The sequence below is a fragment of the Chryseobacterium sp. 2987 genome, assembly GCF_031456375.1.
In the GTDB taxonomy this organism is placed as follows: domain Bacteria; phylum Bacteroidota; class Bacteroidia; order Flavobacteriales; family Weeksellaceae; genus Chryseobacterium; species Chryseobacterium vaccae.
Window position 1 is genome coordinate 416929 of the sequence record NZ_JAVDUN010000004.1, and the last position, 21980, is coordinate 438908.

The window sequence follows — 21980 nt, forward strand, 5'->3', positions numbered from 1 at the left end:
ATTTATAGGTTGGAGATTATTTATTTGTAACTTCTAGTTTTAACCTCGATGTTGTCATATATCAGTTCTTCTTTATGCAACACTTCCGCATTGATATTTTCACCCTGATATTCCCAAGCTCCGACGTATTTGTAGTTTACGTCATCTCTTTCCGCTTCACCATCCGGAGTTGCATGATCCCAACGGAAATGTCCGCCACAAGATTCTTCTCTGTTTAGCGCATCGATAGCCATTAATTGACCTAATTCAAGGAAGTCTGCTACTCTGAATGCTTTTTCAAGTTCAGTGTTCATACCTTCACCTTCACCAGGTACTCTTACGTTTTTCCAGAAGTCATTTCTTACTTCTTCAATTTCTTTGATTGCTTCTGCCAATCCTTCAGGAGTTCTTCCCATTCCAACTTTGTTCCACATAATGTGTCCCAGTTTCTTGTGGAAGTGGTCTACTGAATGAGTTCCTTTGTTGTTCAAGAAGAAATCAATTTTATCTTTAATTCCTTTTTCAGCTTCAATAAACTCACCTGAATCGGTAGGAATAGTTCCTGTTCTGATGTCTGCTGCAAGATAATCTGCAATCGTGTAAGGAAGTACAAAATATCCGTCTGCAAGTCCCTGCATCAAGGCAGATGCTCCAAGTCTGTTCGCTCCGTGGTCTGAGAAGTTAGCTTCACCAATGACGAAACATCCCGGAATAGTAGACTGAAGGTTATAATCAACCCACACACCTCCCATGGTATAGTGAACTGCAGGATAGATCTTCATTGGAGTTTTGTAAGGATCATCGGCTGTAATTTTTTCGTACATTACGAATAGGTTACCATATTTCTCCTCAACCCAGCTCTTTCCTAGATCATAGATCTGCTGATCAGTTGGATTATGAATATGTTTTTCGATAGCGGCTTCTTTACCTTTCTTCATGATCTCTGTAGAGAAATCAAGGTAAACTCCTTCCTGAGTATCATTATTTTCGATTCCGAATCCGGCATCACATCTTTCCTTGGCTGCTCTTGAAGCAACGTCTCTAGGTACAAGGTTACCGAATGCAGGATATCTTCTTTCCAGATAGTAATCTCTGTCTTCTTCTTTAATATTTTCCGGTCTTAATTTACCTTCTCTGATGGCTACTGAATCTTCAATCTTTTTAGGAACCCAGATTCTTCCTGAGTTTCTTAGTGATTCAGACATCAAAGTCAGCTTAGACTGCTGAGTTCCGTGAACCGGGATACAAGTCGGGTGAATCTGTACGTAGCAAGGATTAGCGAAATATGCTCCTTTCTTGTGAATCTTCCAGGCTGCGGAAACGTTTGATCCCATTGCATTGGTAGAAAGGAAATATACGTTTCCATACCCTCCTGAAGCGATTACTACAGCGTGAGCAGAGTGTCTTTCTATTTCACCTGTTACCAGGTTTCTTGCGATGATTCCTCTTGCTTTTCCATCAACAATGACAAGGTCTAACATTTCGTGACGGTTGTACATTTTGATTCTTCCTTTACCGATCTGACGGCTCATGGCAGAATAAGCACCTAATAATAATTGCTGTCCTGTTTGTCCTTTTGCGTAGAAAGTTCTTTTTACCTGAACCCCACCAAATGAACGGTTATCTAACTGGCCGCCGTAATCTCTACCGAAAGGAACCCCTTGGGAAACACATTGGTCAATAATATTAGCAGAAACTTCAGCCAATCTGTAAACGTTGGCTTCTCTTGCTCTATAGTCACCACCTTTGATGGTATCGTAGAATAATCTGTATGTTGAATCCCCGTCACCCTGATAGTTTTTAGCAGCATTGATCCCCCCTTGAGCGGCAATTGAGTGTGCTCTTCTTGGAGAATCCTGATAACAGAATGCTTTTACATTATATCCCTGCTCTGCCAAAGTAGCAGCAGCAGAACCTCCTGCCAAACCTGTTCCTACAACAATAATATCAATCTTATCTCTGTTGTTTGGGGCAACAAGGTTCATATGGTCTTTATGATTTTTCCATTTATCCTTTAGAGGACCTGCTGGAATTTTTGAATCTAATTTACTCATATTAGTATATTGATATTATTGAGTTACAAAGTGATAAATTGCGATAAAAATAAAACCTGCAGGAATAAGGATTGAATACCATTTTCCGAAAGCTTTAATTACCGGAGTATATTTTGGATGTCTTGCACCGATTGACTGGAATGAAGACTGGAATCCGTGAGCTAAGTGTAGTCCTAACAGAACAAAAGAGATCACGTATAGAGCAACTCTCCAAAGGTCTGCAAACTTCTCGTGCAGTTCCGGCCAGAAACGTTCAGCATCAGGAGCTTTTCCATCAACATACTTATATGTAATTTCATGAAGCCAGAAATCATATAAGTGAAGCGCAAGGAAAGCCAGAACAACAGCACCGGAAATAATCATATTTCTGGACATCCATGAAGAGTTCACAGAAGGGTTGTTTGATTCGTACTTTACCGGACGTGCTTTATTATTCTTGATTTCCAATACAAATCCCATTACAAAATGGAAAATTACTGCAAAGCCAAGAATAGGCTGCATTAAGAACTGCACAAACGGATTATAGCCCATAAAGTCAGATGCCGTATTGAAAGCATCACGGTTAAGAACTGATAATAAGTTGGTTGTCAAATGCAGTATAAGAAAAATCAGCAAAAACATAGCTGATAATGCCATAGCATATTTTCTACCTATCGTAGAACTCGTTAAACCTGCCATATAAGTTTAAATTTGAATTTCCACAAAATTAAGAAATGTTAACAATATCGAAAAGTGAGAAATCTCACAATTAGCCAGTTTGTAACCTTTCTAAATAAGAATCTAATCCGTTGTAAATGCAGGAAAAATGAATTTCAAAAAGGTTATTTTAAATCATAAATTTCACCTTCATATTCAATACGTCCTGTCGTCATTGGAAATGTCTTTAAATTAAAGCTCCGGACCCGTCTGGAAGAGCAGTAAGGGTTGATAATAAACTTCCGGATCTTCTCTTTTTCTGAGCTTTCAGAAATCCAAAATTCAACTTTATTTCCTTTTTTTATTGAAAAAATTCTGCTTTGATTTACCTTATAAAAAAGAATTTCACTCCTTTGACTTTCATACACATTACATCCTGTCCGAAAAATAAAAAATACAACCATTACTGCCAGCAGTCTGGTCCCGTTTCCAAGGCTGTATTTCCGGAGCAGAACCCCCGTCATATAAACCATTACAAAGAGGAGAAACACTTCAACCACATTCATCGGAATATTTGTATAAAACAATGATTCAAATTTTGCAAACCAATGAATGACTTTCAAAAGAATATCAATAAAGAAATCATAGATTACATTGAGCAATGTGAAATCGAGCTGCAGAGTGATAAGAATGGTCATCAGAAATGAAAATACAATAACGAATTCCGAAAAGGGTACGATCAGGATATTGGCAGGAAAGGAAATAAGGGAAAACTGATGAAAGTAATACAGAACCAATGGCAACGTTGCGAGCTGTGCAGACAGTGATAGGGTAACTGTATTGAACAGTAGTTTTTTCAAATAATGATCCTGTTTAGGAAAATACCGCAGCAAAGGCTGATTCAGCCAAAAGATGCCCAAAACAGCCAGAAAGCTAAGCTGAAATCCCACGTCAAAGATCTGTTGCGTATCCAGACACAGAATAATCAATGCCGACAGGGAAAGGGAATGAAGCAGGTCCGGTTTTCTCTGAAGCAGTACATATACAAAATATACACTCAGCATAATACATGAGCGGACTACCGAGTTTCCGAATCCTATGAATCCTGCAAATAGCCAGATGAAAAGCAAACTTATGACCACCACATATTTTCTGAAGTACAGAGGGCAGAAACGGGTAAACAGAAAATAAAAAATACCGAAGATTACAATAACATGTGTTCCGGATATCGCCAGAAAATGAACCAATCCTGACCTGCTGAAATCCTGTACGGTATCAAGATCAGTTTCTGTCCTGTCTGCCAGAATCATTCCTTTTAAAAACTCCCGGGTTTTACCGGACATTTCTGCATGATCAATTTTCTTCAGTACATGAAGCCGCTGCTGCTTAATTTTTTCAGCAAAGGTTAAATCATTCCTTACAGATGACGATACTTCTCTTGAAATATAACATTGATATTCAATACCATTCCTTTTTAAATATGCTGCATAATTAAACTGGAAATCATAGGGCGGCGGCTCCGGTTTTGAAATGTAAGCTTCTGCTTTATAGTAATGTTTAAAATCCAGTTCATTATTCTTTTTAGGGATATAAATGACCGCTGACAACTTTCGATTTCCAACCTGAGCCTCTGCTTCATATTTTTTATTTTTCTCAGTAGAATTTAATTTTTTTGAGATTTTAAAAACAATTGCTTCACTGGAAGAAAATGAATATTTCTGAGGCTGAAAAGTATTGAAAAAATGAAGAGCCACAGCTACTCCGAAAAACATCAGCCCCAGCAGAACCGGCTTTGATTGATGCAGCCAATAAGAATGAAAAAAATTCAGAATCAGGATCAGAATACAACCTGAAATGACAAAATAAACAGATTTTCCACTCAGCAAAAAGTGATCCTGAAAAAAAATCCCCAGAATAAAGCACACGGTAAGAGTAAGGATAGGCTGTTTATTCACCATCAATATTTAGACATAAAAATTATTGATTTCTATGTCCTGCTGCTAACACTGGTTTTGCAGAGTTACAGCATTTTCACCTAATGAATAAACAATAGGAAGCTTTAATATTTACTATAAAACCAAGAGTTCATAAAAAAATTAAAACTATCCTTTATAAAATCGTTTTGTACCGGAATTTATTTTTCCAAGAACCGGTCTGCCAGTCTTTTGGTTTCTTTAATGTAAAACCGTGGATCTTTTCCATAATCTTCGTAGGTAAAATCTCCTGCCTTTTTAGATACTGCAGGTTCTATCTGTGTTCCCTCATGCCATTCGTTGAATGAAGTTACACCTATCAGTTCCGGCTTAACTTTTATGGCTGCATCAAACATTCTTTCGTAATACTTTCCGTTTTCTCTGCTTTTAAAATTTGCTCCATTCCAGGGTCTTATTCTTGTATCAGAATATCCGGGGCCAACACACGGAATAAAAATAAGACGATGTTCTTTTGCATATTGGGACAGGTAATCCCAATTGGAAACTGTACTCCCGAAGACAAAGCCTTCACTGGCAAAGTAAGTATAAAATCCATCAAAGCCTGCCTTATCAAAGAAAACCGCATCATTTTTTTCTACCCATAAACCAATATAAAGGGCATCCAGATCTGTTTTCCTGAGTGTTTCCTTTCCGTTTTCGGAAAGTAATTTCGACCATTCTTCCGGAGAAATTTTATAACTGTCGTATACATAAAACAAAGGCTTCCCCTCTTTTCTGTAAAAAGCATGATGGCCGGAATAGGTATGAATCAGATAGGAAATCTGTTCTTTAAATTCAGAAATATTTTTATAGAAAGGCTCTATATGAAAGGCAATTTTAAGCCCCTGCCGGTCAGCGGCATCAAGATATTTTGTAACACTTTTATCGGTATATGAATCTTTGCCCAGCCAGCTTATGACGACAACTCCAACGCCGGAATCTTTGATCATTTTCATATGTTTACCGATAATTTCAGAATCATTGGAACTGTAATTTCCTAAAGCCGGATAGAAATTAGCTCCGATATCGTCACCGCCTTTATAGTTTCCCAGATTATTCCATTGAGGATCTTTCCAATGCGGAAGAATATCATGATTCCAGTGATGATACTGTCTATCAACAGCAGGATTTCCGTACCAGCCGTAATAGAAGACCTGTATCTTTTCCCGTGCACTTTGCGCAGAAAGTTCTGATAATGAAAAGAGCACTATGAAAAACGCCAGTAAATTTTTAAAATAATTCATGTTAATCCGCATACACTCACAGTATTATTAACAAATTGCTCTGAAATATCTATTCCATAATTATGATCTCTGTACTTTCATAATTACTTCTGCAGCATGATCGCTGGCCCCTTTTCCACCCAACTTTTCTCTTAAAAGACTATAATCGTTCAGTACTTTCTCTCTTGTTTCTCCTCCCAGCATTTTATTCAGTTCGCTCACCAGATTTTTGGTAGTAAGATCATTCTGAATCAGTTCTTTTACCACTTCCCGATCCATAATCAGGTTGACCAGGGAAATGTAATTGATATTTTTTACAAGCCTTTTCGCAATCGCATAAGAGATACGGCTTCCGCGGTAGCATACTACCTCAGGAATATTCAGCAATGCGGTTTCTAAAGTGGCGGTTCCTGAAGTAACAAGCGCTGCTTTGGAACATCTCAGCAGATCATAAGTTCTGTTGGAGACAAAATGCACATTGTCATCTACATATTTCTGATAAAACTCCTTCGGAAGACTTGGAGCACCGGCAATCACAAACTGATAATTTTTAAAATGCGGCCTTACGGAAAGCATGATCTCAAGCATCTTTTCCACTTCCTGTTTTCTGGAGCCGGGAAGAAGGGCGATGATTTCTTTTTCATTCAGTCCGTTTTCTTTTCTAAAATCTTCAATACTAATGTCCTGAAGCGTAGAAATCGCATCAAGCAATGGATGTCCTACAAAGTGAGAGTGTACTCCGTGTTTTTTATAGAAATCTTCTTCAAATGGAAGAATCACCATCATTTCATCCACGTATTTTTTAATAATCTCTACTCTTCCTTCTTTCCATGCCCAAAGTTGAGGAGAAATATAATACACGACTTTAATTCCGAGCTCTTTTGCAAATTTTGCAATTCTTAAGTTAAATCCCGGATAATCAATCAGGATGAGTACATCAGGTTTATTATTCTTAATATCTTCTTTACAGAATTTGATGTTGTTTAGAATGGTTCTCAGGTTCATGGCAACTTCCAGAAACCCCATAAACGCTAGATCGCGGTAATGTTTCACCATTGTTCCGCCCTGCTTCTGCATAAGATCTCCACCCCAGAACCTGAATTCTGCATCAGGATCTTTCTGTTTAAGGGCTTTCATTAAGTTGCTTCCATGCAGATCTCCGGAAGCTTCACCTGCAATAACATAATATTTCATTTCTTTCGAAATCTTTTTTATTTGTACAACCTTCACACCATTTTTATCATGGGAGGTTATCTATGATCAAGATAGAGAACAAATTAAGTCTGGTATAGATCTAATTTGTAAATTTGCTCAAAGATAATGATAAAAATGTCAGAAGAATTTGAAATCCGAAATAAAGTTGCGGAAAGTGGTTTAATCAATTTTGACCTTACCGATCTTGTTCCGAAAGGCGTAAGAAAAGGGATTGACCTTAAAGATTTCCTGTTTATGGAAATGATTCTTAAGGAAAAGGATTTCCGCGAAAAAGTGGCAGCCATTGATGTTGAAGAATATCGTGACGCCTATGTTTATATCTATAATTCCGCAGAAGCTATTGTTCCTCTCTGGGCCTATTTTTTGTTGACAGCTAAACTGACAGATGTTACCAAAAAAATTGTTTTCGGAAACCGTGAAGATCTTGAAGTTATCCTGATGCATAATGCTATTCAGCGCTATGATTTTGATGAAATGAGAGGAAAAAGAGTTTTAGTAAAGGGTTGTTCAGATAAAGAGATCCCGGAAAATGCCTATATTGAATTGGTTGAGCAGCTAAAGCCTATTGTAAAATCTTTAATGTTTGGTGAAGCCTGTTCTAATGTGCCAATTGTAAAGAATTAATTTTTCAGAAATCTGAACATCAGGCTGCCTGTTTCTAATAATTCTAAATTTTAACAATAATTATGAAGCTTAGAAATTTTATCAGGCATATTTTTTGATAACTTTGGTTCACTTAATAATTAAATAAACACAAACATGAGTTTAATTGACCTACTTACAGGGAACACCAGCAATCAGGTTGCTGAACAGGCTGAAAATAAATTTGGAATCAGCAGAAACCAGATTATTGCTTTACTGGCAGTCGCTGCCCCTCTGATTATTTCTTATCTCAGAAACAAATCACAGGACTCCAAAGAAGCAGAAGCCCTGAACAACGCTCTGGATAAAGACCACGATGGAAGTATCCTTAATGACGCTTCACAGATCGAATCAAGACAGGCAGAAGGCGGATCTATCCTTGACCATATTTTTGGCGGGCAAAAAAGCACTGTAGAGAACCAACTTTCTCAGAATACAGGAATCTCCATTGACAAAATAGGACCAATCCTTGCCATGTTAGCTCCTGTTGTAATGGGCTATATCGGAAAAGAAAAGCAGCAGAGCAATGTAGGTGCAGGTGGTTTGGGAGATCTTTTAGGAGGAATCCTTGGAAATGCATCCAACCAGGCTCAGGCTCAACAGTCTAATCCTTTGAATGACATTTTAGGAAGTGTTTTAGGAGGAGGACAATCCCAATCTTCAGGAAGCCCGTTAAATGACATTTTAGGAAGCGTACTTGGAGGTGGAAACAACCAACAGCAAAGTGGCGGCTTAGGCAGTATCCTTGGAAATATTTTAGGAGGAAAATAATTTAATTTGTATACCTAGAAAAGGCCGGAGAAATTTCTCCGGCCTTTTTGCTTTTACGACTTTGCTTTGTTTTCAGCAGCACGTTTAGAAGATTTTCTCGGTCTTCTTTTTCCATAGCTTCCCGAATTGATCTTACCTCTTCTTGATTTTTTGTCTCCTTTTCCCATAGTAAAGTATTTTTTGATTGAAACGAATTTACAAAAAACCACTTAAAACACAGGGAATAAAGCTGTTAAAGTTTTTATAAAAGAGGGAAGATGGAAGCAGGAGGATGGAAGTTTAATACTACCCCGTTTAGCGGAAAATCTATTTATTTGGTCTGGATTAAAAGGTTGGAAATTATTTTTAGTTACAGATATTGATCATCACTATCACTTATTACTCATTACCTATTACTTATCTTCAAGCTTCATCCATCAGAATCCCTTTCCTAAACCAAAGCTATTTAAAAATTTCCCTATCCTTCAAAATCGCCACAGTCATGCTCTTTGAAAAGTGACAGAGCTTTTTGGGTGGTAAAATACCTGGATATTCTTTTGTTATTCAATTCCAGTTTCTGTCCTTCCATAACAAGCTCATAAACGGGGGCTTTATCTATCTGAGTTAAAATATAAGTTCTTTCCGGTGTTTTTAGAATCGTTTTGTTTCCCTCATTAGAGAATGAAAAATCATTGATTTCGAAAATATCTTTTTCATCGCAGACGTTGGTCCATACCATTTTATTCTTTGTCACAGATAGGCTTGCCAGATCGCATGAATAACAATTGCCAGAGAACTCTATTCCATATTTCTCATATACATTGGTACTTTTACTGTTCAATACATCAATAGGAACCAATGTTGAAAAGTCGCCCGGCAGCTCTGGGTCTGCTACTGTCTCCTTTGCCGGAATAAGTACAGCATTTGTATCTGTTTTTTTTATTTCCGCAGAATCTGTTTTATTTACTTTTCTTTCTGCAGAAGGTGAGCAGGCAGCCAGAAAAGCGATCACTACAGAAAAACTGATGATTACATTTTTCATTTTTATAAAATAATTTACAATATTTGATTTACTGTTTGTAAAATTGTCTAAAATACCCCGTTCAATATATCCCTGTTTTCAGCCATTTCTGACCTGTATGAGGCATTTTATCGGCTACTGATCTAAATTCAGCAAGGCTAACCCAGCTGAAAAACCCCTGAAACCAGCCAGTGTTTATGGAACCAAAGTCCAATATCTTTGCAGCAGTTATTTAAAAGATATACCATGAAAAAAATAAGCTTAACCCTCCTTTTTTCTTTATTAAGTGTAATAACTTTTGCACAGTCGCTGAAAGTAGTTATCAAACAGGACGGAAAAGTAATCAAGCCTGTCAATGATGTTTATGATCTGAAAAAATCAGCTTTCCAATTTGAAATTACTTCTACGGATCTTGAAGGTTTTTTAGTGGGAGCTACCACAAATAAGGATATTTACGCAGCGGCTTTAGGTGTTTACAATGCTGAAGTTCCATGGTTTCAGAATACGGGTATGGCAGAGGAACTGTATAATAAGGACAAAGAAATGTTTTTGATGGATCAGGCACCGTCATATTGGTACTACACCGATGCTAAAGATCACAGATTTGATAAAAACCCTAAAGGCAGCTTAAAGCAATGGACGGGTACCCGCACGATTACTAGATTTTATGATGTGCTGGTAGATCAGCCTATCAATTTAAAAGATTTTGACGGGAGAGTTTATCTGTTAATGTACGAGCCTGTATATAATGACGAATATGATTTAACAGGAAAGAAAAACCTGTTCCAGGCTGCATTGAGGTTCAAAGATTAATAATAAGACACCTAATTATTTGATTTTATATAAAAAAGGTCTGCTTTTACGATGTAAGCAGACCTTTTTGTTAGATTATTCGATAATCAAACCGTATTCTATGGCCAGTTTAATGGCTGAGCTCAGATTGGCGGTTTGAAATTTTTCAATAAGATTTTTCCGGTGGCTTTCTACGGTATGCGGGCTGATAAAAAGCTTTTCTGCCATTTGATTGGTCGTAAGTCCTCTCGCGGCTTCAGCCAAAATTTCCTTTTCTCTTCTGGTAAGTTTCGGAACCTGACTCAATCCGTCCGGTGATTTTTTCTCCAAAACAGACCTTGTCTGCGAGCATAAAAACTGTTGACCGGTATAAACGGTATTAATACCTTCCAAAATTTCGGAAACTGAAGCATTTTTCTGAATGTATCCCAAAGCACCCTCCGCCAAAGTACTGTTGATTACAGGCAGTTCATTGTGAACGCTGAGCATGATAATCTGAAGGCGTTCGTATTTTTTCGTTAAAGGTTTGATGAGTTCAATACTGTTGGTATCTGCCAGATTAATATCCAGAAGCAAAATATCGACAGCCTGTTTTGCCAGACCTTCATTCATTTCTGAAACGTTTCTGAAGCAATCTACCACATCTATGGTATCACTGTTTCCTAAAATATTCTTCAGCCCTTCCAATAGAAGCGGATGATCGTCTGTTATAGCTACTTTTATCATGTTTAATGAATAGGTATTTGAAGTTCTATGCTGGTGCCAATATTCAGTTCGGACCTGATGTTCATCGTTCCTTTTAAAAACTGAACTCTTGACTCTATATTATGGAAACCAGCTGTTTTTCTCACATCTAAACTGGCTGGATCAAAACCTTTGCCGTTGTCCTCTACTGTGAGATTTAAAATATTCTCTTCTTCACTGATCTGAATAATAATTTCTGAAGTTTCAGCATGTTTTATGGCATTGTTGACCAATTCCTGAATAATCCTGTACAGGATCAGCTGCTTTTCTTCTGATATTGAATTGGTGTAACCGATCAATTCAGTATGGATGTCTAACGCACTGTTGGACATGCGGGAAGCAAACTCTTTAATGGCTGTTTCCAGACCGTATTTCATGAGTAAATCGGGCATTAAATTATGTGCGACCCGTCTCAATTCTTCTACGGCGCCATCAATCTGGGTAATTGATTTTGAAATTCCTTCTTCTATATTTCCGTATTGATGGGGACTCAAAGAGGACAACTGAAGTTTGGTTCCTGAAAGTAAACCTCCCAGTCCGTCATGAAGATCACGAGCCAGACGGCCACGCTCCTGTTCCTGCCCTTCCAGCAATGCCGTAAGTGTTGATATTTTTGAATTCTGCTTTTCTTTTTCCATGGCCAGAGCATGCAGTTCATCTCTTTGCTTCAGTGAATTCGCCCTTTGTTTATAGGCATACAGCAATAAGATGATCAGAACAATGGAAACCACAATAAAAATAATATAGTAAGTACTGATCTTTTCTTTGAAGGCTAACAGCTTTTTATAGTTGTTGATGTCGTTGTTCTTTTGCCTTGTTTCTAATTTTGCCAAACGAAGCTGTTGTGCTCTTTTTTCGGATTCAAGCTCTGAAAATTTCAGCCGTTCCCGTTGATTTTCTTCTACCAGTTTTAAGTTGTTATAAACCTGTTCACGCTGTGCTCTAAGGATGTTGATTAACCTGATCTGCTGTGCCTTTTTATCACTCTCCAGCTGCAGTTTTATATATTTCTGTTCCTGCCGTTCTTTCTCAAACTGCGATTCCAGCCTTTTGGTTATATCCAGTTTTTCCTGATCGTAAACGCTTTTGTATTTATCTACATAACTTTTATAATAAACCAAAGCTTCTTTGTAATTACCCTGCTCTTCGCTGATTTGGGACAGAGATTCAAGAATTGACAGTTCTATATTGTGATCTCTCACAGGGCTTTTACCAATTTCCATGGAAGCCTTTAGAAAGTAAGATTTAGCTAAATCATAATTTTTATCCTGTATGGCCAGCTCTGCCAGAATTCCAAATGAAGAGGCAATATGGATGGCATCGCCGGTTTCCAGACTTACCTTGTTTGCTAATTGGGCATATTTCATTGCCTTTTCTTTGTCAAAACTGGTGTACAAGTTGGCTAAATTGATGGCTGCATAGGAAAGATTACTCTTATTGGGCATCACATCCTTGCTTTTGTTGAAAGTGGTAACCGCCTGCAGATAGTACTGCTCTGCCTTATTTCTCCAGTCAATATTTGATAGACTCTGCACATATTTTTGCTCGTACACGTAACCCATCCGCATATACGCATCGAAGATAAGGTTGGGATCATTCTGTTTGGATGCCAGCACCAGAAACTGTTTGCTGTATTTTTCTTCCAGCTGGTATTCATTCAGGTTAGAATAAATGGTGGACAATTCTTTAACTACGGTAGCAAATCTTCCATACAGAGTAGAAGTTGTTGGTGAATTTTCGTAATAGTCGATAGATTTCAGGTAAGCGGCAACGGCATCGGTCGTTTTATTGTTACGTACTAAAACCCATCCTTTTGCATATTCAAAATAACCTTTAGCTTCTTTATTATCTGTTTTTAAGCTATATATTTTTGCCAGGTCCAGACTTTTTGACGATTCAGCTTCTTTATTGTCTAGCCTGTAATTCATCGCCTGAACAGCATATAGAATGGTGGCATACTTTCCATCAGCCTGTTTTATTGCGACGGGAATATTGGCTTTTAAAATCCGGTATGACTGATCTTTGTCATTATGTAGAAATAATGCTTTGGCGTATTTGGGAGCCAGATTTAACCGTTCTGTTGTTTTATCTGAAGCATTGTTATATTCCTTTTCCAATCTGCTTACAGCATCCTGTGCCTGAGCAAAAAACGGAAAAACCAGTACAATCCATATAAATAACAACCTGTGCATCAAATCCTTATCTCTATTAAATTTTATTATCGTAAAGAATGTAAATATAGGCAAAATACCCGTGATCTATTTCTGAGCCATGTTCTTGGGTGAAAGATTCCTGCCTTTCCGCTTCTTCACTTCAAAAATCATTCTGAGCAGTCCGTCGTTTTAGAAATTTTAAGGCAGCTATTAACTCTTAGGTCATCTATTTTTTCATAAGTTGTAGCTGTTTCCCTTGTTTCACCATAGTAAAAGCCATGGTTTCTGCTGGTTTGAAAATCTTTACAGGTGCTTCACAGGTTCCTGACTGTCTTATACTATCAACTTCCATTTCTATCCGGTTGACTTCCGTTAAATAATATCTTCCGTATATTTCAGTAAAGCAGTCGTTTCCACATTCCCAGCTATCATAACTTTCAAATTTTTCGTCATCCAAAAAGTTGATTGCGTGAAAATTGAAAATCAAAGCAGTGTCTATTCTTGGTGACAGATCATAAGTTTTCTCACCATCCGGCTTAATAAGTCCGCCTGCATCAACAATCCAATGCGTATTTTTCAGATCATTCGGAACATTTGTTTTTTTTCGTTCAGGATCTTTGCAGCTAAAGGTCATAACCAAAATGAGGCACAAAAATGGGAAAACAAAAGTATTTTTCATAGCTTTATTGATCTATTTACTCTGTATAATCAAATTTTGTGTTTAATTTTTCAAAGGCGATTTCCTTCTGAATGAGCTTTTCAAGTTCGTCAAAAGTCAGCAGACCTTCTGCTTCAAATTCGCGGCCATTCGGTGCTTTGTAGGTATATTCAAAAATATCACGTTGATAAATCCCTTCTAATATTTCAATCTGATTAGATGTTAAATATTTACGGTGGGTTCTCAGCTGATTGTGTAAATTCTTTTTGATTTCGTCTTCAGAATCCCCTTCAAACATAGAATATTCATCCATTTCGGTTAAAGATTCCAGAAGCTGTCTGAAGATAAAATCCTGTAGGTTTTTGGCTAAAATTTCAGCTTCAGAATCGTCATGTGGAAAAAAAGTAACCGGAATTTCACCATTGACTTCCATATCCAATTGAAAAACATACAAATCGCCGGCTCCATTTTTCGCAAAAGGAACCATTTTGTATATGGGATTGATATCGTAGATTTCGTGGTTAATGATTTCCCTGATTGCGCCAGGGTAAGCCACCGGATCCCAGATTTCAATATCATTCCCAAACAGAAGCAAAGGCGGATTTTCCTTTAGAGTGGGAAAAACATGGGTGTACCAACCGCTTCCTTCCGTACCCCAATCAAGCATTTTATCATCGTATAATTGTCTGTAAAGCGCAGGGTAGGTAAAATTAAATTCTTTTTCTAAATCTTGAAAAGTGGTCATTCTTATACTATTTTGTTTATTGATTTTTATACAATATAACTTTTTATTTTGTCCAGTGAGACGACAATCCTGCCAAGATCAACTATTACTTTTACAGCTTCTTCTTCACTCAGTTTTATTTTGTTACTGTTTTTACCCATTCTTTATTACTGTGTGTTTGTTCGAAATAAGAATTTTTCATTTTAATCCGGGGTGAAAAAGAAAGCTATAAAAGTTATAAAAATTAATGTCTATCTAAGGGTGAATAGCCGGCATTAACTATAATGAAGTACTGCCAGAGGTTTTACCGCTTTATTTTCTAATAAAAATTTGAGTTTAAAGGTATTAAAAGAGGATGAATGAAGATATCCCTGATAATAGTGGTTTTTTATGCATTGGTTGAAATCCTTTCAATAATTCATTTCTTTTCTGGCTTCTTTTAATATTTTTTCAGCTTTCAGCCTTATCTCTTTGGGCAATAAGCTGAAGTTGGTATCTTTTACTTCACGATACTGATCTTCTTCCTGAAACGGGATCCAGCCGGTAATTTTTGATTTTGATAATGTTTTACCACCCATATTCGTGTAAATAATCACCTTAAGAGGTTTTGCGTCCAGACCGTCTGATTCTTCAAAATAAGTAAGATAAAACTCAGGGAAACCATTCTTGTCGGCATCACCTATTTCACAGAAATTGATCAGATATCTGGGCTGGGCCAGACCTTGTGAAAAGTCTTTAAAGGTTACCTGTGGAATTAATCCGCCATGATCTTCCAGAAAAATACCCGCGTGTAAATCTTTTGGATTCTCCCCTAAATAAGTGGGACTTTTAGCTTTGCTTTCGTTCAGAAACCAAATATAACTTCCATTGTTAGGGACAAATGCCTGCACAATCATCACCGGATTTCCTGATAATGGATTTCCAACCTCATCAATAATCTCCTTGTATTTTTTATCTGAAGAAAAATATACTCCTGTCCGCATTTGGGCAAAAGATAGTACACTTACAATACAAGCGCCAACAGGTAAAAGCTTTCTAAAAATCATAGTCTAATGTTTTTTCAATGTATTATTTAACCTCAGTTCGGAATAAAAAATCTGATGGATGCAGGTTTGAAGCTGGATGATGGAAGAGGGAAGTTTTGAAAGTCATTAAGAACAAATATTGATCTGTTTTTATTTAATTTGATTTTCTGGTAGCTTTCAATATGTATAACTAAAAGTAATTTCCAGCCTCCTTCTTCCATCTTCCAACCTTTTACCTTTTAACTCCTTAACCCGAATTCTCCGGTTATTTAATTCTCTTTGTATTCTTTTCCTGAAGCAATGTCAATATAGTAATAAATGGTTTGCCCTGAATTAAGCTTAACACTCACCTGTCCGTCCGAATTAATGGAGGTATAACTTTTTGATCCTATACTTTTCTTATTCTTGTTGTCATAAAGTGTATACAATCCGTTTTCCTCTTTTTGAAGTGTATAGATCTGTTTTTCTGTATCCAGAACCGAGATCGCATGATACTCTGGCCTGATCTCCCAGGCCTTGTCATGACTATTCCACAAGCCCATGGTTCTCCGTTGTTTTTCGTCTTCAACCCGAATCAGATACAGGTTATTCATCCCTTGATAAGAGTTTATCTTTCCGAATTTCCAGTTTTTGTTATTGAACTGATTGGGTAAAATCATTTTTCTGTCGGGCCAGACCAGGTTTCCGACCTGATCCAGAACCTTGAAATTATACGTATCAATAGAATCTGTAACATTTCCTTGGGTATCAATATAAAGCCAGTCGTACGCCCAGATATCATGATCATAATTAAAAACACCAAGCAAAAAATAAGGTGAATTCGTTATGGAGTACACCAGAGAAGTTTTCTTTATAAAATCGATCTGTGAAGCCGTGGCCTTTGTAATTTCTTTTGGGAATGCCTTTTCATATTGTGGAAAAGGGTAAACCTCATCGTTTCTGTTATCTGCTAAAAGCTTAGGAACTTCCGGGTTATATCGTTCTTTATTGACCTCATTCAGCATTATGGTTTCCTTTCCAAACCGCATTAAAAGTGTTTCAGTTCCTTTCAGCCCGCTGTGAATTGGTTTTTTCTGATCCAAAACATACATTGAAAAAGTTGCATTGGAAGCTTTGATAAAGCGTTTATTTTCCAGTAATTCAGCAATATTCTGCTCCGTTTTATGTAAACGGCCTTGTTTGATTTCGTAAAGGGTTTCGTTCCAGAAAACATGGCTTTCATCTACCGAAACAAAATTCAGGTAATAACTATCCTCCAGATACGGAATGTCTTTATCAAGTAAGATTTGTTTCGTTTCTACAACTCCGATCTCAATTTTATGATACGTTTGTTCTTTCTTGATACCCCCTCCTAAGATATTCCAATCCCATTTCCAGGCAGGCATTTTCTTTTCGTATTCAATATCTTTTTTATAAAATGTAAGTCCGTTTACTACATTTAGACCGATTGGGATGGCTGAAAAATCCAGAACTGTTTTTCCATTTTCGTCTATAACAGCATATTCATTTTTTTCATTTTCAACAACGGCAAAACCTGTAGAAGTAAATATGGACGCACTCCGGAATTTTTGATTGCTAACAGGTTTCAGACTTGTTTTATCCACATAAATAAAATCATTCTGCTTCGTTAAAAACGGAACATTGTTTATGGTTTTTGTTTTTGAAGGAATTAACTGAGAATTATCTTTTTTTTCCTGTGTACAGGCTGCCACTGAAGCCAGCATACAAAAGATACTAAATAGGGTTATTTTCATGCTTCAAAATTCTATTCATCTGAGTAATCAATATTAGAGAGAATTGAAGCATAAGACAATCCCGGTTATCAGCCATATTTCAGGTGGGACAAAAAATAAAAAACGGCTGTCAATATATATTAACAACCGTTTTCCCTGTTTTAATTTAAAAAATATATTGAGCTTAAACTATCATCTTAATCTTTAAAAACTTTCCTCCTTCTGTCTTACTCATACTTTCACCATTTTCCATTTTCCTTTTTTGAACAGAATAAAAGCGACAATCGTAATTAAAGTTTCGGCTGCCGGAATAGATATAAAGACGCCTTTCGGTCCCATTTCCATATGTTTCGAAAGAAAATAGGCCAGCGGAATCTGAAACAGCCAGAATCCGAAAAAATTCACCCATGTTGGTGTCCAGGTATCTCCGGCTCCGTTAAATGCATTGATCATGACCATTCCTATTCCATAGAAAATAAAGCCGGTACTCATGATGTGTAGTGCATTTTTAGCAAAAGCCTTAATTTCGGTTTCCTGGGTAAAAAATCCTACCAGAAAATCTCCCAACAGGAAAAAAATGAGACTTACTGCCAGCATGAAGATGACGTTATACTTTACGGTTTTCATCACAGACTGTTCTGCTCTCAGCATTTCCCCGGCTCCCATATTCTGTCCCACCAGCGTAGACGCTGCATTACTCAGCCCCCAGGCCGGAAGCATAAAGAACATCATCAGCCTCAAAGCCGTCTGATAACCTGCGGAAGCATCTTCTCCACCCGTGGTAGCAACCAGTTGAGCAAGAAAAATCCAGCTGCATGAAGCAATCACAAACTGAAAAATCCCGGGTGTTGCAATTTTCACAATAGATTTTATCAGCTCAAACTGTGGCTTAAAATAAGACAGCCTGATTCTGATCTGGGTATCTGCAATTAAAAGATGATAGAGCTGATAAATAACCCCGATACTTCTTCCGATTGTAGTAGCCAGAGCTGCTCCTGTCAGTCCCATAGCAGGAATAGGCCCGAAACCTTTAATCAGTACCGGACACAGGATAATATTGGCAATATTGGCAATCCAGAGGGATTTCATGGCAATGGCAGCATTTCCAGCGCCTCTGAAAATCCCGTTGATCAGAAACAAAAGCATAATAATCACACTGCTTCCCATCATAATCCTTGTGAAATCCTTTCCATAAGCTGCAGCTTCCGGTTTTGAACCCATCAGAATTAAGATTTCTTCGGCAAAGACCACACCCAGTATGCTCAGAATAAAAGTAACAGCAAATGATACCAACAGAACCTGTGCCGCACTCCTGGATGCCTTCTCCGGATTTTTTTCACCAATTCTTCGGGCTACCAAAGCAGTTGCCGCCATACTCATCCCAATCGCAATGGAGTACATCACAGAAAGTACAGATTCTGTAAGGCCAACCGTCTGTATTGCATAGCCGCTTTCTTTTAAATGGCCTACAAAATACAGGTCAACCAGTGCAAAAACAGATTCCATCGCCATTTCCAGCATCATTGGGATGGCTAAAAGAAGTACAGCACTTCTTATGTCTGCTTTTGTATAGTCTGCCTCCTCTCCGCTTAATGCTTTTTTAATAAAACTGATATATTTTGACATGCTGCCGGATTTATTTTAAGCAAAAATATTGATTCAAAACTGAATGATACTTAGCATATGAAAAGTTTTTAAAGAATACTTTTTTATTATCCAAAAATAAAACAACAACAATTTATTATCGTAATACAATAAATATTTACACATTAACAGCTGTTCCAAAATAGAGAATACCTCCTATTCATTGCTGTCACTGGCCATTAAAATGAACAGTAAGGAAGTCTTTCAAAAACTCTTAGAAGAAAAGGCTAATCTGGAGAGTGTCTGTGACGGTAAAACCCCATTGATGTTCGCTGCAAAATATGGGAATACAGAAATGGCAAAAAAACTTCTGGCAGCAGGAGCCCAAAAAGATACTAAAACAGAAAGAGGATACACCGCTCTGGATTATGCAAAGAAATATGACGAACCAGAGGTCATCAAAATTTTAGAATAAATTGATTTACATCACCTATATTGTACCCGGATAACGAACATCCGGGAATTTTTATATATGTGATTCATCTGGATTATACATCATATGATCAAAAATTCCCCCATTAGGCACATATCTGTTAAAGTTTCCTTAAAAAGAAAATCTACAATTATAATATTTCCATAAAAAAAGCGTTTTGTGTAGCATATAACCTGTTTAACTCCCTAGATTTGGGAAAAATTAAAACCATGAAAAAAAACATTACAGCATTTCTTGCGCTTCTGTTTTTCGCCAGCTATCAAGGCCAAACGAAAATTGACAATCTGAATTTTGAAAATAATGAAAATAACCTTCCGAAATCATGGACTATTATTGATGGAGGAAAATCAACGATCTCGATAGATGGAAAGGAAAAATATGAAGGAAAATATTCTGTTTTGGCAGAAGCTCCGGAAAAAGCTGATATGGTAGGCATGATGCGTATTCTTCCTGAAAATTATGCCGGAAAGAAAATTACTATTTCCGGCTATATCAAAACAGAAAATGTAACTGAAGGGTTTGCCGGATTCTGGATGCGCATCGATCCGAAAATAGGATTCAATAATATGCAGGATAAAGGCATCAAAGGCACTACACCCTGGACGAAATACGAAACCACCCTTGATCTGTCTCCTGCAGAAACCAAAAAGATCTTCATCGGTACACTTTTAACAGGTAAAGGGAAAGCCTGGTTTGATGATATTAAAATTACCATAGACGGCAAAGATATCCAGGAAGCGGCCGTTTTCCAGAAAAAACAATTCAATGCCGATCTTGATAAAGAATTTGACAATGGCTCCAAAATCAGCAGTATTGATCTAAGCAAAAAGAATCTTGATAATTTAAAGAACCTTGGCCTCATTTGGGGATATTTAAAATATTACCATCCCAATGTTGCTGAAGGAAAATACAACTGGGATTATGAGCTTTTCAGAATCCTTCCAAAAATCAGCGGAACCTCAGCACAGGAGAGAGACAAAATCCTTACAGAATGGATTAAAGGACTGGGAACTTTTCAGACTGAAAAAATAGCTATTGATTCCAAAAACGTAAAGATCACTCCGGATCTGAACTGGATTACCAATTCAGGATTTTCAAAAGAACTTTCTGATCTTCTTCTCCAGCTAAAAGATGCTAAAAGGCCTAAAGCCAATTATTATCTGGATTTCTATGAAGGGGTAGGAAATCCTGATTTTGAGCGTGAAAAACCTTATGAGAACAGTACATATCCTGATGCAGGCTTCCGTCTTCTTTCCCTGTACAGATACTGGAATATCATTCAATATACTTTTCCGTACAAAAATCTTATCCAGGAAGACTGGAAAGGGGTTTTATCTGAATTTATTCCGAAGTTTGCAGATTCCAAAAATGAAACAGAGTATACGCTTTCCACTTTAGAAATCATTGCAAGAATCCATGACACTCATGCCAATGTATGGGGAGCTAATAAAGCCCTGGAAAAACACTTTGGAGCAAGGTACTCTCCTGTAAAGCTTGTATTTGCCGAAAATAAAGCGGTAGTAAATGGTTTTCACAATGATCAATTGGGCGCTGAGACAGGATTACAGACCGGAGATATTATCACCGAAGTCAATGGAAAGTCTGTTGCCCAAATCGTAAAAGAGATGCTGAAACTTACTCCGGCATCCAACTATCCTACCCAGCTCAGAGATATTGCCAAAAAACTTCTGAAAAGCAATGTAGAGACCGTAACCGTTAAAATTTCAAGAAACGGAAAATCAGAAAGCAAAACGATAAAAACCTATGAATTTAAGGATCTGAATCCTAAAAAAGAGACGAGAGAGTTCTTTAAAATGCTGGATGATAAAACGGGTTATTTCTATATGGGAAGCTCAGACAGCAAAAAACTTCCGGAAATTTTCGAGCAGATGAAAGGTACGAAAGGGATTGTCATTGATTTCAGAAGCTATCCGCCTGATTTCGTTGTATTCTCTATGGGAAAACTGCTGAAGCAGAATTCTACCGATTTTGTAAAATTTACCCAGACTACCAATCAGATGCCAGGTCTATTCACCTTTACTCCAAATCTTGCAGTAGATGGGAATGGTGCTGATTATTATAAGGGAAAAATCGCCATCCTGATCAATGAAACTACCCAGAGCAGTGCTGAATATCATACTATGGCTTTCAGAACAGCTCCTACTGCCAAGGTTTTCGGATCTACAACTGCCGGTGCAGACGGAAATGTTTCGAGAATTCTTCTTCCGGGAAATATCAGCACCATGATCAGCGGTATCGGCATCTATTATCCGGATGGAAAAGAAACCCAGAGAATAGGAATTGTTCCCGATGTAGAAGTAAAACCTACTGTTGAGGGAATCAAAAATAATAAAGATGAGGTACTGGACAAAGCACTTGAATGGATCAAAAGCTGATCTTAAAGTCTTTGAGACCAATTTTGAGGCTGCACGCTTCATTTTACCACAAAACAAATTCAAAAAACTTCCGAAAGGGAGTTTTTTTGTTTATAAAACTTTCAAAAATCCTATCTTTGCACCCTGAATTCAAAGTCCGATAATCAAACTCTGAAAAACCAGACTTTGAATCTTAATCATTGAAC

General features: G+C 37.3%; 19 protein-coding genes. 5 read left to right on the forward strand and 14 right to left on the reverse strand.

Going from position 1 to position 21980, the window contains the following annotated elements:
• Positions 1 to 20 precede the first annotated feature (20 nt).
• The 5 genes from J2Y40_RS14655 to lpxB all read right to left on the reverse strand — a co-directional run bounded on the left by J2Y40_RS14655 (position 21) and on the right by lpxB (position 7059).
• Positions 21 to 2033, reverse strand: a complete 2013-nt coding sequence (locus tag J2Y40_RS14655; RefSeq protein ID WP_153395908.1) for a fumarate reductase/succinate dehydrogenase flavoprotein subunit — start codon at positions 2031 to 2033, stop codon at positions 21 to 23.
• A gap of 15 nt (positions 2034 to 2048) precedes the next feature.
• Positions 2049 to 2711, reverse strand: a complete 663-nt coding sequence (locus J2Y40_RS14660; protein WP_153395910.1) for a succinate dehydrogenase cytochrome b subunit — start codon at positions 2709 to 2711, stop codon at positions 2049 to 2051.
• 143 nt (positions 2712 to 2854) lie between these two features.
• Positions 2855 to 4627 carry a ComEC/Rec2 family competence protein gene (locus tag J2Y40_RS14665; protein WP_231128682.1) on the reverse strand — a complete coding sequence of 591 codons (1773 nt, stop codon included), beginning with the start codon at positions 4625 to 4627 and terminating at the stop codon, positions 2855 to 2857.
• A gap of 176 nt (positions 4628 to 4803) precedes the next feature.
• Positions 4804 to 5886 (reverse strand): glycoside hydrolase family 99 protein, encoded by a 1083-nt coding sequence (locus J2Y40_RS14670; RefSeq protein ID WP_153395912.1) that lies wholly within the window; start codon positions 5884 to 5886, stop codon positions 4804 to 4806.
• Positions 5887 to 5946: 60 nt separating this feature from the next.
• The gene (gene lpxB / locus J2Y40_RS14675) at positions 5947 to 7059 is read right to left on the reverse strand and encodes a lipid-A-disaccharide synthase (RefSeq protein ID WP_153395914.1); all 1113 of its coding nucleotides are present in this window, start codon (positions 7057 to 7059) and stop codon (positions 5947 to 5949) included.
• Between the two features lie 135 nt (positions 7060 to 7194).
• On the opposite strand from lpxB, the gene J2Y40_RS14680 reads away from it, so the two are divergent.
• Both J2Y40_RS14680 and J2Y40_RS14685 read left to right on the forward strand, forming a co-directional pair.
• Positions 7195 to 7704, forward strand: a complete 510-nt coding sequence (locus J2Y40_RS14680) for a DUF2480 family protein (protein ID WP_062702342.1) — start codon at positions 7195 to 7197, stop codon at positions 7702 to 7704.
• Positions 7705 to 7839: 135 nt separating this feature from the next.
• On the forward strand, positions 7840 to 8493 hold the full coding sequence (locus tag J2Y40_RS14685) for a DUF937 domain-containing protein (protein WP_153395916.1): 654 nt from the start codon (positions 7840 to 7842) through the stop codon (positions 8491 to 8493).
• A gap of 53 nt (positions 8494 to 8546) precedes the next feature.
• On the opposite strand, the gene J2Y40_RS14690 is transcribed toward J2Y40_RS14685, so the two are convergent.
• Both J2Y40_RS14690 and J2Y40_RS14695 read right to left on the reverse strand, forming a co-directional pair.
• Positions 8547 to 8660, reverse strand: coding sequence for a 30S ribosomal protein THX (locus tag J2Y40_RS14690; protein WP_082377253.1), 114 nt, complete (start codon positions 8658 to 8660; stop codon positions 8547 to 8549).
• Between the two features lie 290 nt (positions 8661 to 8950).
• A complete protein-coding gene (locus J2Y40_RS14695) occupies positions 8951 to 9514 on the reverse strand; it encodes a hypothetical protein (protein ID WP_309999729.1) in 564 nt (187 codons plus the stop codon).
• A 225-nt stretch (positions 9515 to 9739) separates the two neighbouring features.
• On the opposite strand from J2Y40_RS14695, the gene J2Y40_RS14700 reads away from it, so the two are divergent.
• Entirely contained in the window at positions 9740 to 10306 is a 567-nt protein-coding gene (locus tag J2Y40_RS14700; protein WP_309999732.1) for a hypothetical protein, read from the forward strand.
• 75 nt (positions 10307 to 10381) lie between these two features.
• Here J2Y40_RS14700 and J2Y40_RS14705 read toward each other — a convergent pair whose 3' ends face one another.
• From J2Y40_RS14705 to J2Y40_RS14735, 7 genes are all read right to left on the reverse strand, one after another.
• Positions 10382 to 11011, reverse strand: coding sequence for a response regulator transcription factor (locus J2Y40_RS14705; RefSeq protein WP_153395922.1), 630 nt, complete (start codon positions 11009 to 11011; stop codon positions 10382 to 10384).
• A gap of 2 nt (positions 11012 to 11013) precedes the next feature.
• Positions 11014 to 13221: an ATP-binding protein gene (locus tag J2Y40_RS14710; RefSeq protein WP_309999734.1), complete on the reverse strand. Its 2208-nt coding sequence runs from the start codon at positions 13219 to 13221 to the stop codon at positions 11014 to 11016.
• A 187-nt stretch (positions 13222 to 13408) separates the two neighbouring features.
• Positions 13409 to 13861 (reverse strand): hypothetical protein, encoded by a 453-nt coding sequence (locus J2Y40_RS14715; protein ID WP_153395926.1) that lies wholly within the window; start codon positions 13859 to 13861, stop codon positions 13409 to 13411.
• Positions 13862 to 13877: 16 nt separating this feature from the next.
• A complete protein-coding gene (locus tag J2Y40_RS14720) occupies positions 13878 to 14585 on the reverse strand; it encodes an SMI1/KNR4 family protein (RefSeq protein ID WP_153395928.1) in 708 nt (235 codons plus the stop codon).
• A 389-nt stretch (positions 14586 to 14974) separates the two neighbouring features.
• Positions 14975 to 15610 carry a hypothetical protein gene (locus J2Y40_RS14725; RefSeq protein ID WP_309999738.1) on the reverse strand — a complete coding sequence of 212 codons (636 nt, stop codon included), beginning with the start codon at positions 15608 to 15610 and terminating at the stop codon, positions 14975 to 14977.
• A gap of 248 nt (positions 15611 to 15858) precedes the next feature.
• Entirely contained in the window at positions 15859 to 17343 is a 1485-nt protein-coding gene (locus tag J2Y40_RS14730) for a hypothetical protein (RefSeq protein WP_309999740.1), read from the reverse strand.
• Between the two features lie 210 nt (positions 17344 to 17553).
• Positions 17554 to 18948 carry an MATE family efflux transporter gene (locus J2Y40_RS14735; protein ID WP_309999742.1) on the reverse strand — a complete coding sequence of 465 codons (1395 nt, stop codon included), beginning with the start codon at positions 18946 to 18948 and terminating at the stop codon, positions 17554 to 17556.
• Between the two features lie 160 nt (positions 18949 to 19108).
• On the opposite strand from J2Y40_RS14735, the gene J2Y40_RS14740 reads away from it, so the two are divergent.
• Positions 19109 to 19381: an ankyrin repeat domain-containing protein gene (locus J2Y40_RS14740; RefSeq protein WP_409017709.1), complete on the forward strand. Its 273-nt coding sequence runs from the start codon at positions 19109 to 19111 to the stop codon at positions 19379 to 19381.
• Between the two features lie 227 nt (positions 19382 to 19608).
• Positions 19609 to 21795, forward strand: coding sequence for a S41 family peptidase (locus J2Y40_RS14745; RefSeq protein ID WP_309999747.1), 2187 nt, complete (start codon positions 19609 to 19611; stop codon positions 21793 to 21795).
• The last annotated feature ends 185 nt before the right edge of the window (positions 21796 to 21980 follow it).

Bases quoted from the DNA above. Each gene is read 5' to 3' on its own strand.
- J2Y40_RS14655 (WP_153395908.1), bottom strand. From the start codon at position 2,033: ATGAGTAAATTAGATTCAAAAATTCCAGCAGGTCCTCTAAAGGATAAA.
- J2Y40_RS14660 (WP_153395910.1), bottom strand. From the start codon at position 2,711: ATGGCAGGTTTAACGAGTTCTACGATAGGTAGAAAATATGCTATGGCA.
- J2Y40_RS14665 (WP_231128682.1), bottom strand. From the start codon at position 4,627: ATGGTGAATAAACAGCCTATCCTTACTCTTACCGTGTGCTTTATTCTG.
- J2Y40_RS14670 (WP_153395912.1), bottom strand. From the start codon at position 5,886: ATGAATTATTTTAAAAATTTACTGGCGTTTTTCATAGTGCTCTTTTCA.
- lpxB (WP_153395914.1), bottom strand. From the start codon at position 7,059: ATGAAATATTATGTTATTGCAGGTGAAGCTTCCGGAGATCTGCATGGA.
- J2Y40_RS14680 (WP_062702342.1), top strand. From the start codon at position 7,195: ATGTCAGAAGAATTTGAAATCCGAAATAAAGTTGCGGAAAGTGGTTTA.
- J2Y40_RS14685 (WP_153395916.1), top strand. From the start codon at position 7,840: ATGAGTTTAATTGACCTACTTACAGGGAACACCAGCAATCAGGTTGCT.
- J2Y40_RS14690 (WP_082377253.1), bottom strand. From the start codon at position 8,660: ATGGGAAAAGGAGACAAAAAATCAAGAAGAGGTAAGATCAATTCGGGA.
- J2Y40_RS14695 (WP_309999729.1), bottom strand. From the start codon at position 9,514: ATGAAAAATGTAATCATCAGTTTTTCTGTAGTGATCGCTTTTCTGGCT.
- J2Y40_RS14700 (WP_309999732.1), top strand. From the start codon at position 9,740: ATGAAAAAAATAAGCTTAACCCTCCTTTTTTCTTTATTAAGTGTAATA.
- J2Y40_RS14705 (WP_153395922.1), bottom strand. From the start codon at position 11,011: ATGATAAAAGTAGCTATAACAGACGATCATCCGCTTCTATTGGAAGGG.
- J2Y40_RS14710 (WP_309999734.1), bottom strand. From the start codon at position 13,221: ATGCACAGGTTGTTATTTATATGGATTGTACTGGTTTTTCCGTTTTTT.
- J2Y40_RS14715 (WP_153395926.1), bottom strand. From the start codon at position 13,861: ATGAAAAATACTTTTGTTTTCCCATTTTTGTGCCTCATTTTGGTTATG.
- J2Y40_RS14720 (WP_153395928.1), bottom strand. From the start codon at position 14,585: ATGACCACTTTTCAAGATTTAGAAAAAGAATTTAATTTTACCTACCCT.
- J2Y40_RS14725 (WP_309999738.1), bottom strand. From the start codon at position 15,610: ATGATTTTTAGAAAGCTTTTACCTGTTGGCGCTTGTATTGTAAGTGTA.
- J2Y40_RS14730 (WP_309999740.1), bottom strand. From the start codon at position 17,343: ATGAAAATAACCCTATTTAGTATCTTTTGTATGCTGGCTTCAGTGGCA.
- J2Y40_RS14735 (WP_309999742.1), bottom strand. From the start codon at position 18,948: ATGTCAAAATATATCAGTTTTATTAAAAAAGCATTAAGCGGAGAGGAG.
- J2Y40_RS14745 (WP_309999747.1), top strand. From the start codon at position 19,609: ATGAAAAAAAACATTACAGCATTTCTTGCGCTTCTGTTTTTCGCCAGC.